Raw genomic sequence first — 15,283 nt, 5'->3', positions numbered from 1 at the left:
CCTGCCAATTTACCATAAAACTATAAGGTATGCTCCGTTCTGGCGATAATATCGTCTTGCGTTTCAGGTGAAAGTGCGGTGAAGAAAGCGGAGTAACCGGCAACACGCACGACCAAATCACGGTATTGATCCGGATTGGCTTTTGCCGCCAGTAAGGTTTCGCGTGAAACAATATTGTATTGAATGTGCCAGCCTTTATGTACTTCAAAGAAGGTGCGCAGCATCAGGATCAGCTTTTGTCGATCACGCGGATTTTCCAGTGTGCTCGGATTCAATTTTTGGTTAAGCAAGACGCCGCCCAAAATCTTTTCCGTCGGCAATTTACCCACGGAATTAAATACCGCAGTCGGCCCTAAAATATCGGTGCTGGAAGAAGGGCTGCATCCTTCCGCCAGTGCGGTCCATGCTTTGCGCCCGTCCGGCGTGGCGGCAGTTTGCGCCCCAAAGGGCACATTGGCGGAAATGGATGAAGTACCGGCATAATAATCGCCGCCGATTGACCCCCGTCCATAACGCGGATTATGGTATTGTGCCAACTCTTCGATATAGTCGTTATATGCCGCAATCAGTAACCCGTCTACATCATCATTGTCATTGCCGTATTTTGGTGCGGCATTGAGCAGGCGTTGCCGGAGAATTTCGCCGTCAGTGCCGGCAAAATCATCGGCTAAGGCATTAGCCAGTTCTTGTTGCCCGATCATGCCTTGCTCGAATACCAGTTTTTTGACCGCCATTAAACTATTGCCGGTATTGGCAATTCCGACTTGTAGGCCGGATACCCAGTCATACTTTGCGCCGCCTTCTTTTAAGGTTTTGCCTTTTTCGATACAGTCGTCTACCAATGCCGAGCAGATGATATCTTGTGCATTATGTTCCAATACCGTATCGATGATATATTCAATTTCAATCGATTTTTGCGTGTAGTAGGCAATTTGTTCACGCCATTGCCGCATCACTTCCTCAAAATTATTGAAATTGCCCTGTGCCAGTGATTTTTCCGCCGGTAAGAAGACGTTTCCACTGGTCGTATCTTTACCGCCGTTTAACGTGGCGAGTACGACACGGGCAAAATTAATAAAACTCATGCCGGTGCAGCGATATCCCCACTTGCCGGGGACTGCGGTTTCGATACAGCCGATGGCGGAATATTCATAGGCATCTTCCCGACTGACGCCCAGCTTGATAAATTCAGGAATGACAATTTCATCATTATTGAAGGCCGGCATACCGAATCCGCAACGAATAACCTGCACGCACGCCTGCATAAATTCTTCATCGGCGCCGGCATGATAGCGGACGCTTAAATTGGGTTGGGTGGATCGTAAACGCCCGCAAGATTCTAATATTGTATAGGAGAGTTCGTTAACGGCATCTTCCGCTTCACCGTTGACCAGTTTTTGTCCGCCAATCGTAACATTTTGATACATAGGGCTGCCGGCAGAGGTCTTAGAGTGTGAACCGGAACGGATTTTATTGATTTCAAGCAGCTTCAACCAACAACTGTGCAACAGTTCAATCGCTTTTTCACGATCCAGCGTTTTATTTTCGATAACATCTTGTTGATACCATTGATTTAAATATTGATCCAGTCGACCGAAAGATACGGAGTGGCCGTTAGATTCAATCTGCAATACCAGCATGACAAAATAGCTTAACTGTACCGCCTGCCAGAAGGTTTTTGGTGCATCATGAGCAACTACATTGCAGTTTTCCGCAATTTGCAACAATTCCGCTTTACGCCAAGTGCGGTCTTCTTTTTCCGCCATTTCTCGCGCCAATACGGCATAACGCTTGATATAGGCGCTCATCGCTTTTAATGCAATCACGACAGAGGTTAAGAATTGGTTTTGATAGAATCCCTCTAATTCAGTCAGTTTGACCCGAGCTTGGCGTGCTTCGGTTTTGGCAATTAAGCCGTCCAGTCCTTTTTCCAAAATTAACGGAAAATTTACTGCTAAGTGCGCATCACCGGAATTCATGTTGCCTTCCGCTTTAATCATCACCGTTTTCAGTAGGGCTTTATGCTCTTCACTGAATAGCGCAACGCATTTATCCACAACCGTTTGTCCGTGCCACCAAGGACATAATCGGTGTAATACTTCTTTGTCATGTTCGGTGACATTAAAACCGGCGCCCGGTCTATCACCGAGAATATCGATTTCTTTTTCAATCCAGCCGACGGTATATTCCGGGAAAATCGGGGCGGCTTTCGGTGTTTTCGCCTGATTACCGACGATTAATTCATCGTTTTGAATCCAGACAGTCTTTTTTTGCAGGTGATTTTCGAGAGCCAAGGCACGGCGAATAACGATCGGTTGGGCAAAATGTTGTTGATAGCTTTCGGTATAATGTTCCGCACGCTCTACACAAATATCGGGTTTAGTAATATGAATCAATGCATTTTTATGGGCTTGAATGCGTGATGTGACAGTCGTTAAATCTAGTGTTCTCATAATATTATCCTCTTAAGATAGGTGTTAGGTGCTGTTGTTGCGCATACTGCACGGCGAAATCCAACAAGGCGTCATCGTTTAAGGGTTTATCCGGCGCCAGATATTCTTTGTCCAGCATGGTGTATTTATTGGCGCCCAATGTATGGTAAGGCAGAAAATGGATCTCTTTTGCGTGGGTTTCATGTGAGACGAAATCGACAATATCGGTTATGGATTGTTTATCTGCATTAAAATTCGGGATAAGCGGCACTCGGACAATCATCTCAACGTTGCTTTCTATCGACAGGTGACGATAATTATCCAGCACCCGTTTGGCTGAACCGCCGGTCCAGTGAAGAAAGCGTTTTTCATCGACATGTTTTAAATCGACCAACATTAAGTTTAAGTAGGGTAAGGACGGTGAGATGTGTTTCCAAGGTGTATGCAAACAGGTTTCTACCGCAGTGTGATAACCATTTTGCCGGCATTTTTGCAATAATTTCATTGCCAAGTGCGGTTGCATAAAGGGTTCGCCGCCGGATAACGTGATACCGCCGCCGCTTCTTTGGTAAAACGCTTCGTCTTTTTTAACCGCTTGCATAATTTCGTCAATTGACATTTCCTGACCGCAAACATTCAGCGCCTTACTCGGGCAGAGATTTGTCAGTGCTTGATAATCTGCCGATGAAATCACTCCGCGATTTATCAAAAGATGATTGTCGGATTTAGTGAAAATATTCGGAAAGCAGCTGCTGCACAAATGACAGTCCTGAATACAAAAACGCTGATCAAACAGAATTTCTTGATGACGGGATTCACTTTCAGGGTTTTGGCACCAATGACAACTCAGCGAACAGCCTTTGAAGAAAATAACCGTTCTGATGCCGGGGCCATCATGAGTTGAGTATCGTTGGATATTAAAAATCATCTTTATCACCGCCTTGTTCTTTGAATGAAAGTATATAATCTTCGATTGAAGAGTCAAGGGTTTCAAATAAAAATGAATTGATCTAAATCATGCTTTTGCGAATTTCTGCCTTATTGCTTTTTCATCGGTATGTTGCTTGGCGGTCATAGAAGGCATGTTTGACTAGATGCTGATAAAACAGAAGTTGTATGTTTCATTCGAAAATTGTCGGCGTATAAATAACAAAGCCCGAACAATTGTTCGGGCTTTGATAATTGAAGTGCGGATTAGAATGCGGTGGCGTCTTCCACTTCGCGCATATCAGGCAGTTGGTGGGCGATACCTTTATGACAGTCGATACAGGTGTTGCCGTCTTTAATGGCTTTTTCATGCATTTTGGCCGCTACGGTTTTTTGTTGGCTGAAGTCCATATTGTCGAAGTTATGACAGTTACGGCACTCTTGCGAATCGTTGGCTTTCATTCGTTCCCATTCCCGTTCTGCCATGTGCAAACGGCGAGCGTTGAATTTCTCAATGGTATCGGTGTACCCCATCACATGGGCATACACTTCACGGCTGGCTTGCAGCTTACGAATCATTTTGGGTACGAATTCATGCGGTACATGGCAGTCCGGGCAAGTCGCTTTCACACCGCTGCGGTTTTGATAGTGTGCAGTGTGCAGGTATTCCGGATAGACGTCATTGCTGTGACAGCTGACACAAAATTCTTCGGTATTGGTTTGCTCCATGCCGTAATTAAAGCCGACCCAAGATACAATGCCGGCGATAAAGGCGACCACCAACAGTGTGCCGACCGCAATTTTGCTTGGCGAACGAAACCAGTGCCAAAAGCGTTTGATCAGATTCTTAATCATGATATCGGCTCCTTATTTCTCGCCGTAGCCCGGCAACGGTTTGAATTGATTTTCAATAATCGGTTCGACATCGGCTTGGGAGACGTGGCATTGCAGACAGAAATAACGGCGCGGCGAGACTTCTCCGCTGACAACACCGTCACGGCTGACAAAGTGAGTCGGGCTGATTCGGGTTGCGCCTGTGGTACGTGATGCCTGAACACTATGGCAGGCGAGACATTGGTTAGTGTTTTTGGTCACTTGATAATTTTTAGTGCTGTGCGGCACCATCGGCGGTTGATTGACATAACTTAACGGCGCTAATTCGCTCTCTTTCGGTTGATTGTGAAATGCCGGTGCAATGCTTTCCGGTGAGCTGGCGATTTCACTGCCGACCGGATAAACCTCTTGTGCCGGTGCGGAACCGCACAAACCGCTTAACAATAAACCTGCCAATGCTAATACTTTGCTATTTTTAATCATCGCTCACTCCTCGCATGATCAAATCTTGTGGTAAATTTAAAAACAGATTCAGGGCAGACATCGATACAACGTCCGCAGCTGATGCAATCTTTGGATAACACGAATAAATTTTGTTTTTCTTGCGCTTCATCTTTACTGCCGAACAGCGGATTTCTTAATACTTGCGGCTCCGGGCAGACGTTAAAACAGTCCATGCAGCGATCGCAGCGTTCACGATCAATCACCTTGACCCGAATAATCCCTTTGGCGCCGATAATTCCGTATGTGGCGCCAATCGGGCAGAGGTGTCCGCACCAACCGTGTTCGACCAGCAACAGATCGAACAGAAACAACGCCAATAACAACCAGACGGTGGCGCCAAAGCCGTAAATCAGTGCGCGTCCGAAAGCAGCGACCGGATTGACCCATTCCCACAACATCATGCCGCTGACCGCACTTCCAATCAAAATCATCAGCAAAATGGCATAACGTAAAGAGCGATCCAGTTTGGCGCTTTGGCGAATATTTAATTTGCGTCTTAACCAAGCGGCGGCATCGGTGACCACGTTTAACGGGCAACACCAACCGCAGAAGACTTTACTGCCTAACAGGGCGTATACTGCAATAATGATTAAACCGCCCGAAAGTGCGGTCAAGTGCGGTAAATGGCCGCTGACAATACTTTCTGCCATGATTAACGGATCCGACAGCGGAACGGTATCCAACAACAGGCTGCTGCTGTAGTTGCCGTTCAAGATCCAAATGCCGAACCACGGGCCGGATAAAAACATCGCCAAAATACTGAGTTGGCACAAGCGCCGCCAAAACAGAAAACGGTTTGTATGCCACCAGCCCAATTTTTCACGGGCTTCGCGTCCGGCCTGATGAATCGGATTTGCCATTACGGTGTCTCCGCTAAACGGTTTTCAGGCAAGCGGGTCGGCAGTTTAATCATGTCGTCGGGTAACAGTGAATGACCGGCTTTCTCTTTTTCTTCCCAACCCAAACGATAATGGTGTCCCAACATGCCTTTTGCCAAGGACAACGGCAAGACTTTAATCGCCGCTTCTTCCAATACGCACGCTTGTTCGCATTTCCCACAGCCCGTACAGGCATCGGAATGTACGGTCGGAATAAATTTGGCATGACGGTCGCTGCGATCATTGTGTTGCATTTCGAGCGTAATCGCTTCGTCAATCAACGGGCAGACCCGATAACAAACATCACAGCGCAAGCCTTGCCAGTTCAAACAGGTTTCATGATCCAGCAACACCGAGAGCCCCATTCGGGCATCATCGATATTATCTTGTGTAGCGTCCAGCGCGCCGCTCGGACAGGCTTTGGCACACGGAATATCCTCACACATTTCGCACGGTTTATCCCGAGCGATAAAGTAAGGCGTTCCCGCTTCCAACGGCGATAGTAGCGAGGCCAAATGCAGCATGTCATAAGGGCAGGCCTGCACACATTGTCCGCAGCGGATACACGCCGCCGCAAAATCTTTGTCGTTTTCCAAGGCGAACGGCGGCCGCAGCGCAACGCCTTCCCGTGCCAAACTTTGCTGCTGTTGTAACCCGAGCAGCAATCCGATACCCGCCAGACCACCCGCGGTACGGGTGGCGTCCTTTAAAAAGCGGCGGCGGTTCGGATTCATAAACGGATTACCTATTGCAATTGCCGACGATTAGGCTTTAACGACTTTAACCGCACATTTTTTGAAATCGGTTTCTTTCGAAATCGGATCGGTGGCGTCCAGTGTCAATACGTTCGCCAACTGACCGGCGTCAAAGAATGTGGTGTAAACCAGCCCTTGCGGGACTTTGTTGCGGCCACGGGTATCCAGATAGGTCACCATTTCTCCACGGCGCGAAACGACTTTTACTTTATCGCCATGGCGCATACCGCGCGCTTTGGCATCCAACGGATGCATATACAACAGGTTATTCGGGAAAGAGCGGTGTAGCTCGGGCACGCGGCGAGTCATAGTGCCGGTGTGCCAGTGTTCCAACACTCGGCCGGTAGACAGCCATAAATCATATTCTTGATCCGGTGCTTCCGCTGGCGGCTCGTACGGCACGGCCAGAATAACGGCACGTCCGTCCGGCTGACCGTAGAAGTTGACGCCTTCGCCGGCTTTTACATAGGGATCATAGCCTTCACGGTAGCGCCATAAAGTTTCTTTGTTATCAACAACCGGCCAGCGTAATCCGCGGGCTTTGTGGTACATCTCGAAATCCGCCAAATCATGGCCATGACCACGGCCAAACTCCGCATATTCTTCAAATAAACCTTTTTGAAGATAGTAGCCAAAATGGCGGGATTCATCGTTTAGTACCGTATCGTCCCAGTCGCTGATCGGGAATTTGTCGACTTGTCCGTTGGTAAACAGAATGTCGTACAGGGTTTTGCCGCGATATTCCGGCATTTGTGCCAACAATTCTTCTTCCCAAACCTCTTCTACTTTGAAGTATTTGGCAAATTCAACCAGTTGCCACAGGTCGGAACGGGAATCGCCGGTTTTCGGGACAAGCTGGTGCCAAAATTGGGTGCGGCGTTCGGCATTGCCGTAAGCGCCCTCTTTTTCTACCCACATCGACGTCGGCAGAATCAGGTCGGCGGAGAGAGCGCTGGCGGTCGGATACGGATCGGAGACGATGATGAAGTTTTCCGGATCACGCCAGCCCGGTAAGCGGTCTTCATTGATATTCGGGCCTGCCTGCATATTGTTGTTACACATCACCCACAGCACATTCATCTTGCGATCTTTAAGCGCACGATCTTGGGCGACGGCATGATACCCGACTTTATCGGAAATCGTACCTTTCGGCAGCTTCCAGGCTTTTTCGCAGATACCACGGTGTTTCTCGTTGGTAACAACCATATCGGCAGGGAGGCGGTGGGCAAAGGTGCCGACTTCACGTGCAGTGCCGCAGGCGGACGGCTGTCCGGTCAAGGAGAACGGGCCGCAGCCCGGCAAGGAAATTTTTCCGGTCAGCAAGTGAACGTTATACATTAGATGGTTCACCCACACCCCACGGGTATGCTGGTTGAACCCCATCGTCCAGAATGAGACGATTTTTTTGTTCGGGTCGGCATATAATTTTGCCAACGCTTCCAGTTGATCTTTCGGCACACCGCTGATTTCATGCGCTTTTTCCAACGTGTATTCGGAGACCAACGCTTTTAGTTCGTCGAAATTACTGTCGTGCATTTTCCCGCTGCCGGCGTTCTGTGCTTGCTGTTCCAGCGGATGTTCGGGACGCAGACCGTAACCGATATCGGTATCGCCTTTTTTGAATTTGGTGTGTTTATTGACGAAATCCCAGTTAATTGCATCGTTTTGGATTAAATAATTAATAATATAGTTCAAAATTGCCAAATCGCTTTGCGGTGTAAATACCAAGCCGTAGTCCGCCAATTCAAAAGAGCGGTGCTCGAAAGTCGACAGGACGAACACTTGGCTGTCCTGTTTGGATAAGCGGCGATCGGTGATGCGTGACCATAAAATCGGGTGCATTTCCGCCATATTCGAACCCCACAGCACAAAAGCATCGGCGTGCTCAATGTCGTCATAGCAGCCCATCGGTTCATCGATACCGAATGTGCGCAGGAACGCTACCGCGGCAGAAGCCATGCAGTGGCGCGCATTCGGATCCACATTGTTGGAGCGCAAACCGGCTTTGAACAGCTTGTTCAAGGCATAGCCTTCCCAAATGGTGGATTGCCCTGAGGTGAAGCAACCGACCGCATTGCGTCCGTTTTTGGCAATCGCACTTTTGAATTTGTCCGCCATGGTTGTGAATGCAACGTCCCAACTGACCGGTGTAAATTCACCGTGCTTGTCATATTGACCGTTGCTCATGCGCAACATCGGTTGTGTGACACGGTCTTTTCCGTACATGATTTTCGGCAGGAAATAGCCTTTGATACAGTTAAGACCGCGGTTCACTTCGGAGTCGGGATCGCCCTGAGAAGCAACCACACGCCCGTTTTGTGTGCCGACCAACACGCTACAGCCGGTTCCGCAGAAACGACAAACGGCTTTATCCCATTTAATTGAGTTGTCTGCGGCGGCAACATTGACCACCGGGATACTCAATCCGGCAGCCATGGTTGCCGCAGTTGCAGCATTGGCTTTCATAAATTCACGACGACTTAGATTCATCTGTTCCCCCACCCGATTGATTAATTCTGATCTTGCTGGTGATACACCAAAGAAAGCGCCAGCACACCGGAAATATTGCGTGCTTGCTCCATACGATCCAATAAAATACCTTGATTGTGCGATTCCATGACGACAACCAACTTACCAGCGGTTTCGTCAATCGCACTGATTTCCGTCAATTCCAATTGTTGCAAAGCCGTTTTCACGGTAGGAATATCTTGCGGGCGGCATTGGACGACTACGCCGCATACATGCCACTCTGTACTGTTGGTACGACCGGAATTGTTCATTTGACCTACCGAAGATTTATGTTTGAAACCATACGTTATTACGCACCATGTCGACACGAAACGGCAACATGATTGACTAACGAATAACTGAGATCACGTTAAGGTTGAAATTATCCTTGCTTTCTGTCCAGACTTAATGCCTATAAAGAGGTATTTTTTGATTTGCTTGATGATTTGTTGATTTATGTCAAATTAAAAAGAGCAACTGCATGATTATGTATAACGGCATCATCGCGTGGCGGTTCGTTTTAAATTCAGGTATCGTAGTCGGATAACACTTGCTTTTTGTATCGCTGATCAGTAGATTTATCCGTATGGTTTGTCCGTTTTAACCGAGATACTATGTCTTTCTTCCATTTTAATGCCGCCGCAATCATGCTGGTTTTCCTGATTATCCTCGGGTATTTCAGCCACAATAATTCCATTATCCTCTCTGCCGTCATATTGTTGATTATGCAGCAAACGCCGTTGGAACGCTATCTGCCGTGGGCAGAACGGTATGGTTTGCACATCGGCATTACCATTTTGACTATCGGTGTTCTAAGCCCGCTGGTATCGGGCAAAATCAAACTGGAAAATCTGACCGGCATGTTGTTGAACTGGCAAATGATTTTAGCCGTTGTGGTCGGGATTTTTGTTGCTTGGCTCGGCGGGCGCGGCGTTACCCTGATCACATCACAACCGTCAATTACCGCCGGGCTGCTGGTCGGTACGATTGCCGGTGTGGCGTTCTTCAAGGGGGTGCCTGTCGGGCCGCTGATTGCCGCCGGTATGCTGTCGCTTATTCTCAGTAAATTATAAACGGTCTCTGACCGCACTTTTACATGCCTGAAAATGAAGCGGTATTTCCGATTGAAAAACTGCCGATAATACTTTTATTTCTTGAACTGGGTCACAAAAATCACTAGAATGAACGTTCATTCATTCTGGTAACTTTGAGATCTATGCAACATCCCGAAATTGAAACCGCACAACAAATTCTTTTTGCGACTGAAAAACTGATGGCCGAGCAGGGGCTGCATGCGTTATCAATGCAAAAAATTGCCAAAGCCGCCGGAATTTCTGTCGGCACAATCTATATCTATTTTAAAAATAAAGATGAATTGCTGAGTGATTTGGCGAAATATCTGTTTGCCCGAGTTGATGAGCAATTGGAAAAAAATCAGAATAGTCAGTCCACCTTATTTGAACAATATCGTCAAATGTGGTGGAATTTTTGGGCGTTCTTTACGCAAAATCCTCAAGTGCTGAAAAATTTCTATCAATATACCACCTTACCCGGCTTTAGCGAGTTGGTCAAACGTTGCCGTGAAGGGCAGAGTCCTTGGAGTAAGTTTATCAAACAAGGTCAAAAACAACGTGTTATATGCCACTTACCGACGGACGTGCTGTTTGCTCTGAGTTTGGAAAGTGCGCCGAAACTGGCTTTTCGTCAGGCTCATTATGCTGAGGCTTATGCCGAAAGCGTTCTGGAAGCCGTGATCGAAAAAACGTGGCAGTCTATTTGCAATTAATTACAGAATCAATTTTATCTCTTTCTTACTTACGGAGTTTTTTATGTCAGACGTTCAAAATAACAAACCTAAGAAATCACGCGCTTTCGTGATGAAATTGGTTCTCCTTATTGTTATTCTGGCTTTTGCGGCGGTGATCGGCTTACAAATGTTAAAGGCGCGCGGAATGGCGGCTTATTTTGCCAATATGCCTGAACCCATTAATCCGGTTACCGTGGCGACCGTACAAACTCAGCAATGGACGCCGGCAATCGAAGCGACCGGAATTGTTCGCCCTAATCAGGGGGCGATGTTAAGCTCTCAGGTGTCCGGAACGGTAAAAACTATTTTTGTCGAGGCCGGTCAGCAAGTGAAAAAAGGCGATTTGTTAATCGAGCTGGATTCCGATGTGGAAAAAGCCAATTTGGCCGCCTATCAGGCACAATTAACCTCCGTTCAGGCTAATTATCAGCGTTATGTCACCCTGTTCCGCAGCAAAAGCGTCTCGAAAAGTGACTTGGATAATGCCGAATCCAGCTATAAAGCCTTGGTTGCCAATATCGAATCGGCTAAAGCCACCATTGCCCGCCGCCAAATTTATGCCCCGTTTGACGGTGTAACCGGGATTATTCAGGTCAATATCGGAGAATATGTGACGGTTGGCCAGCCGATGGTACGTGTGGAAGATATCAGCACGACCAAAATTGATTTTTCTATCGGACAAAATAATCTGGAAAATTTGTTTATCGGGCAAAAAGTTACCGCAGTGGTAGATGCCTTTGCCGGAGAAACCTTTGCCGCCAAAATTTCTGCAATCGAGCCTGCCATTACCTCAACCAGCGGGTTGATTGACTTGCAGGCGACGGTGGAAGACAGCCGTGACAAACTGTTGTCGGGTATGTTTGCCCGTGTGCGGGTTGCCCTGACGACGGAATATGATCAGATTGTGCTGCCGCAAGTGGCAATTGCTTACAATATGTACGGCGAAAGCGTGTATCGTCTGACCGCACTTTCGGATGAAGACAAGGAAAAATATGCCGATAACGAAAATCTGGACAAAATGTACCGTGCTTACCTTGTGACGGTTAAAACGTTGGATCGCAGCGGAATCTATTCCCATTTGGAAAACGGGCCGTTACAGTTCGGTGATATTATTGTCACCGGCGGACAACAACGTTTGAGTAACGGCAGTTTGGTCGTGGTGTCTGATAAAGCGGGTGTCGGTACCGAGCAACCGGCTGAAACGCCTAAACTTTAAGCCAAGTAACAAGAATAGGAAACTACATAGGAAAACACGATGCGTTTTACAGATATTTTTATTCGTCGTCCGGTCTTGGCTGCCGCGATCAGTATTCTGATAGTGATTCTGGGATTACAGGCCGTTTCTAAATTGACGGTGCGCGAATACCCGAAAATGACTACAACGGTGATCAACGTCAGCACCACTTATGCCGGTGCCGATGCCAGCCTGATTCAAGCGTTCGTAACTTCCCAGTTGGAAGAGGCGATTGCTCAGGCGGATAATATTGACTATATGTCTTCGTCAAGTAGTCAAGGCTCTTCGACTATTACCGTGAAAATGAAGCTGAACACCGATCCGAACGGGGCGCTGGCGGACGTGCTGGCGAAAGTTAATTCGGTGCGTTCGGCACTACCGAGCGATATTGATGATCCGAGCATTACCTCTTCAACCGGCGGCTCGGGAATGATGTATGTCAGTTTTACATCGGAACAACTCGATCCCAGCCAGGTTACCGACTATATTCAACGGGTCGTGAAACCGCAATTCTTCACAGTGCCGGGGGTTGCCAAAGTTGATGTCTTCGGCGGCACGCCTTATGCCATGCGGATTTGGCTCGACCCGGAAAAAATGGCGACCCTCGGGCTGTCTGCACCGCAGGTAATGAGTGCGCTTTCCAGTAATAACGTGCAAACGGCTGCCGGGAGCACGAATGGTTGGTATACCTTGGTTAAAAATAAGGTTAATACCACCACCACCGATATCGAGCAGTTAAGAGATCTGGTGATTAGTGCGGACGGCGATAAGTTGGTGCATCTGGGGGATATTGCAACGGTCGAACTGAACAAAGAAAGCGATGTCGCACGTGCGGTTGCCAACGGCGAAAATGCGGTGGTGCTGTCGATTGAGCCGGCATCCAGTGCCAACCCATTGACAGTGATCGAAAACATTTATCCGTTGTTGGAAAGCATTGAAAATAACTTGCCGCCGAGCATTCAGTCAAAAGTGCTGTATGATCGTACTATTGCGATTAACAGCTCGATTGAAGAAGTGGTCAAAACGATTCTGGAAGCGACCTTGATCGTATTGGTGGTTATCACTATGTTCCTCGGTTCTTTCCGTGCGATGATTGTGCCGGTGGTGACAATTCCGATTTCCTTAATCGGGGTTATCATGTTGTTGCAGGCGTTTGACTTCTCGATTAATTTGATGACATTGTTGGCCATGATCTTGGCTATCGGGTTGGTGGTGGATGATGCGATCGTGGTGTTGGAAAATGTCGACCGTCATATCAAATTGGGAGAAACGCCGTTTCGGGCCGCCATTATCGGAACGCGTGAAATTGCCGTGCCGGTCATCTCCATGACCATTGCATTATGTGCGGTTTATTCGCCAATGGCACTAATGGGCGGAATCACCGGAACCTTGTTCAAAGAGTTTGCCTTAACCTTGGCCGGGGCGGTATTGATTTCAGGGGTTATTGCGTTAACGCTGTCGCCGATGATGTGCGCGCATTTGCTGAAAGCCCATAGCAATCCGAGCAGACTGGAAAAATGCGTTGAGGGCTTCTTGCATAAATTGACTGAAGGCTACCGCACTTTGCTGGCATTAACGATGGTAAACCGTATTTGGGTACTGGGGTTTGCGGCCATTATTTTTGCAACCTTGCCGGTGTTGCTCGGTTCATTGTCCAGTGAATTAACACCAAACGAAGACAAAGGCGCATTGTTGGCGATCGGCACTACCTCTGCGAATAAAAATATCGACTATATTCAAGATTCGATGAAAGCCTATGAACAATTGCTGAAAGAAACACCTGAAATTCAGTTCTCGCAAGTGATTTCCGGCGTACCGAGTTCCAATAATGCATTGGCTATCGCCACGTTAGTGGATTGGGGAGAGCGTACCCGCAGTCAGGCTGAGATTATGGCGGATCTGAATGAGCGGGCAAAATCCATTCCTGAAATTTCTGTCAGCGGGTTCCCTTTCCCGGAAATTGATACCGGCGAGCAGGGATTGCCGGTATCATTTGTGATCACCACGCCGAACAACTACACCGATTTGGTTGAAATTGCCCAGTCGGTATGGGATGCGGCACGAAGTTCAGGGCAGTTTATCGTCAGTAATCTGGATTTGAATTTCGATACGGCGGAAATGAACATGAGTATTGATATGGATAAAGCCAATTCTTACGGCATTACCATGAGCCAAATCAGTACCACGCTGGGCAGTTTCTTGTCCGGAGCCACTGTTACTCGGGTCGACATTGAAGGACGGGCTTACCGGATTATCTCCGGTGTAGAACGTAAAAAACGTCTTAATCCGGAATCAATGAGCACCTATTTCTTAACTGCGGCAGACGGTCGTTCTGTGCCGTTGAGCAGCTTAGTCAATCTGGAGCTGAAAACTCAGCCGCTATCTCTGCCGCGTTTTAACCAGTTGAATTCAGCGGTTATTAGCGGCGTGCCGACAGGTTCGTTAGGTGATGCGGTAAATTGGTTCCAAACTACGGCGGCTGACATGTTGCCGCAAGGCTATACCTATGATTTCCGAGGCGAATCACGTCAGTTGGTGCAGGAAGGCAGCTCACTCGGCGCTACTTTCGGACTGGCGGTCGTTATCATCTTCTTAGTATTGGCGATTCAGTTTGAATCGATCCGTGATCCGTTGGTGATCATGGTTTCCGTGCCGTTGGCCATTAGTGGCGCTTTGTTGGTGTTGAATTTGCTGAGTTTCTTGGGGACTGTCGGCACGACACTGAATATTTACTCGGAAGTCGGTTTGATTACGCTGGTCGGCTTAATCACCAAGCATGGGATTCTCATGTGTGAAGTGGCGAAAGAAGAGCAGCTATTGCACGGCAAAAACCGCATTGATGCGATTTCCGAAGCCGCCCGTATCCGTTTGCGTCCGATTTTGATGACAACTGCAGCGATGATTGCCGGTTTAATTCCGCTTTTATACGCTTCCGGTGCCGGTGCGGTTTCCCGCTTCAGTATCGGGGTGGTAATCATCTCCGGTTTGGCAATCGGAACACTGTTCACACTGTTCGTGTTGCCGGTGATCTACACCTTTATCGCCAGTCAGCATAAACCGCTGCCGGAGTTTGATGAAGATCAGGCGATTATCGAGGATCATGGTCAGTTGGATCAATATTAGTCGGTTCTACATCATAGAGGGATTGCAGATTGCAATCCCTTTTTTATTGATAAAATCACGGCTAAAATTTCACAAAAAAACCGGTTCGGTGATAAACTAACGCTCGGTTTAGCATATCTTGAAAAGGGTATTGACACATAAAGCATTAGAGCAACATTATTGAGAGAAATCGAATGACGGATAATAAGAAAAAGAGCGGTTTTTGGTCATGGCTGGGATTAGGAAAAAAAGATCAACAAGCAGAGCATGAAGTCTTAGAGAAAATCGAGCAAGAGCGGTTG

Annotated in this window: 12 protein-coding genes; 4 read left to right on the top strand and 8 right to left on the bottom strand. The window is 47.7% G+C overall.

Annotated features, from left to right (window positions below; all coding sequences use genetic code 11):
• Positions 1-20: 20 nt before the first annotated feature.
• The 8 genes from OA57_RS11800 to OA57_RS11765 all read right to left on the bottom strand — a co-directional run bounded on the left by OA57_RS11800 (position 21) and on the right by OA57_RS11765 (position 9,110).
• Entirely contained in the window at positions 21-2,453 is a 2,433-nt protein-coding gene (locus OA57_RS11800; protein ID WP_034618131.1) for a formate C-acetyltransferase/glycerol dehydratase family glycyl radical enzyme, read from the bottom strand.
• Positions 2,454-2,457: 4 nt separating this feature from the next.
• Positions 2,458-3,360 (bottom strand): glycyl-radical enzyme activating protein, encoded by a 903-nt coding sequence (locus OA57_RS11795; protein ID WP_034618129.1) that lies wholly within the window; start codon positions 3,358-3,360, stop codon positions 2,458-2,460.
• Between the two features lie 266 nt (positions 3,361-3,626).
• Complete coding sequence (locus OA57_RS11790) at positions 3,627-4,214, bottom strand: cytochrome c3 family protein (RefSeq protein WP_034618128.1); 588 nt, start codon at positions 4,212-4,214, stop codon at positions 3,627-3,629.
• Between the two features lie 12 nt (positions 4,215-4,226).
• Positions 4,227-4,676 (bottom strand): nitrate reductase cytochrome c-type subunit, encoded by a 450-nt coding sequence (locus tag OA57_RS11785; RefSeq protein ID WP_034618126.1) that lies wholly within the window; start codon positions 4,674-4,676, stop codon positions 4,227-4,229.
• The gene (gene napH / locus OA57_RS11780; protein ID WP_034618124.1) at positions 4,673-5,557 is read right to left on the bottom strand and encodes a quinol dehydrogenase ferredoxin subunit NapH; all 885 of its coding nucleotides are present in this window, start codon (positions 5,555-5,557) and stop codon (positions 4,673-4,675) included. The genes OA57_RS11785 and napH overlap by 4 nt, the downstream gene beginning before the upstream one ends.
• Positions 5,557-6,309, bottom strand: a complete 753-nt coding sequence (gene napG / locus OA57_RS11775; RefSeq protein ID WP_034618120.1) for a ferredoxin-type protein NapG — start codon at positions 6,307-6,309, stop codon at positions 5,557-5,559. Before napG ends, napH begins: the two co-directional genes overlap by 1 nt.
• 30 nt (positions 6,310-6,339) lie before the next feature.
• Positions 6,340-8,820 carry a nitrate reductase catalytic subunit NapA gene (gene napA, locus OA57_RS11770; RefSeq protein ID WP_034618119.1) on the bottom strand — a complete coding sequence of 827 codons (2,481 nt, stop codon included), beginning with the start codon at positions 8,818-8,820 and terminating at the stop codon, positions 6,340-6,342.
• Positions 8,821-8,840: 20 nt separating this feature from the next.
• A complete protein-coding gene (locus OA57_RS11765) occupies positions 8,841-9,110 on the bottom strand; it encodes a chaperone NapD (RefSeq protein WP_034618118.1) in 270 nt (89 codons plus the stop codon).
• Positions 9,111-9,452: 342 nt separating this feature from the next.
• Between OA57_RS11765 and OA57_RS11760 the strand changes: the two genes are divergently transcribed.
• From OA57_RS11760 to OA57_RS11745, 4 genes are all read left to right on the top strand, one after another.
• Complete coding sequence (locus tag OA57_RS11760; protein WP_034618116.1) at positions 9,453-9,911, top strand: DUF441 domain-containing protein; 459 nt, start codon at positions 9,453-9,455, stop codon at positions 9,909-9,911.
• A 143-nt stretch (positions 9,912-10,054) separates the two neighbouring features.
• Complete coding sequence (locus tag OA57_RS11755; RefSeq protein ID WP_034618115.1) at positions 10,055-10,624, top strand: TetR/AcrR family transcriptional regulator; 570 nt, start codon at positions 10,055-10,057, stop codon at positions 10,622-10,624.
• A gap of 43 nt (positions 10,625-10,667) precedes the next feature.
• Positions 10,668-11,861: an efflux RND transporter periplasmic adaptor subunit gene (locus tag OA57_RS11750; protein WP_034618113.1), complete on the top strand. Its 1,194-nt coding sequence runs from the start codon at positions 10,668-10,670 to the stop codon at positions 11,859-11,861.
• A 39-nt stretch (positions 11,862-11,900) separates the two neighbouring features.
• Entirely contained in the window at positions 11,901-15,002 is a 3,102-nt protein-coding gene (locus tag OA57_RS11745; protein ID WP_034618111.1) for an efflux RND transporter permease subunit, read from the top strand.
• Positions 15,003-15,283 lie beyond the last annotated feature (281 nt).

This window comes from Chelonobacter oris (assembly GCF_000772535.1).
Taxonomy (GTDB): domain Bacteria; phylum Pseudomonadota; class Gammaproteobacteria; order Enterobacterales; family Pasteurellaceae; genus Chelonobacter; species Chelonobacter oris.
This window is presented reverse-complemented; position numbering and strand designations above follow the sequence as displayed.

What these genes read in the sequence shown, in the direction of transcription:
- OA57_RS11800 (WP_034618131.1), bottom strand. Translation starts at nt 2,453, where the DNA reads ATGAGAACACTAGATTTAACGACTGTCACATCACGCATTCAAGCCCAT.
- OA57_RS11795 (WP_034618129.1), bottom strand. Translation starts at nt 3,360, where the DNA reads ATGATTTTTAATATCCAACGATACTCAACTCATGATGGCCCCGGCATC.
- OA57_RS11790 (WP_034618128.1), bottom strand. Translation starts at nt 4,214, where the DNA reads ATGATTAAGAATCTGATCAAACGCTTTTGGCACTGGTTTCGTTCGCCA.
- OA57_RS11785 (WP_034618126.1), bottom strand. Translation starts at nt 4,676, where the DNA reads ATGATTAAAAATAGCAAAGTATTAGCATTGGCAGGTTTATTGTTAAGC.
- napH (WP_034618124.1), bottom strand. Translation starts at nt 5,557, where the DNA reads ATGGCAAATCCGATTCATCAGGCCGGACGCGAAGCCCGTGAAAAATTG.
- napG (WP_034618120.1), bottom strand. Translation starts at nt 6,309, where the DNA reads ATGAATCCGAACCGCCGCCGCTTTTTAAAGGACGCCACCCGTACCGCG.
- napA (WP_034618119.1), bottom strand. Translation starts at nt 8,820, where the DNA reads ATGAATCTAAGTCGTCGTGAATTTATGAAAGCCAATGCTGCAACTGCG.
- OA57_RS11765 (WP_034618118.1), bottom strand. Translation starts at nt 9,110, where the DNA reads ATGAACAATTCCGGTCGTACCAACAGTACAGAGTGGCATGTATGCGGC.
- OA57_RS11760 (WP_034618116.1), top strand. Translation starts at nt 9,453, where the DNA reads ATGTCTTTCTTCCATTTTAATGCCGCCGCAATCATGCTGGTTTTCCTG.
- OA57_RS11755 (WP_034618115.1), top strand. Translation starts at nt 10,055, where the DNA reads ATGCAACATCCCGAAATTGAAACCGCACAACAAATTCTTTTTGCGACT.
- OA57_RS11750 (WP_034618113.1), top strand. Translation starts at nt 10,668, where the DNA reads ATGTCAGACGTTCAAAATAACAAACCTAAGAAATCACGCGCTTTCGTG.
- OA57_RS11745 (WP_034618111.1), top strand. Translation starts at nt 11,901, where the DNA reads ATGCGTTTTACAGATATTTTTATTCGTCGTCCGGTCTTGGCTGCCGCG.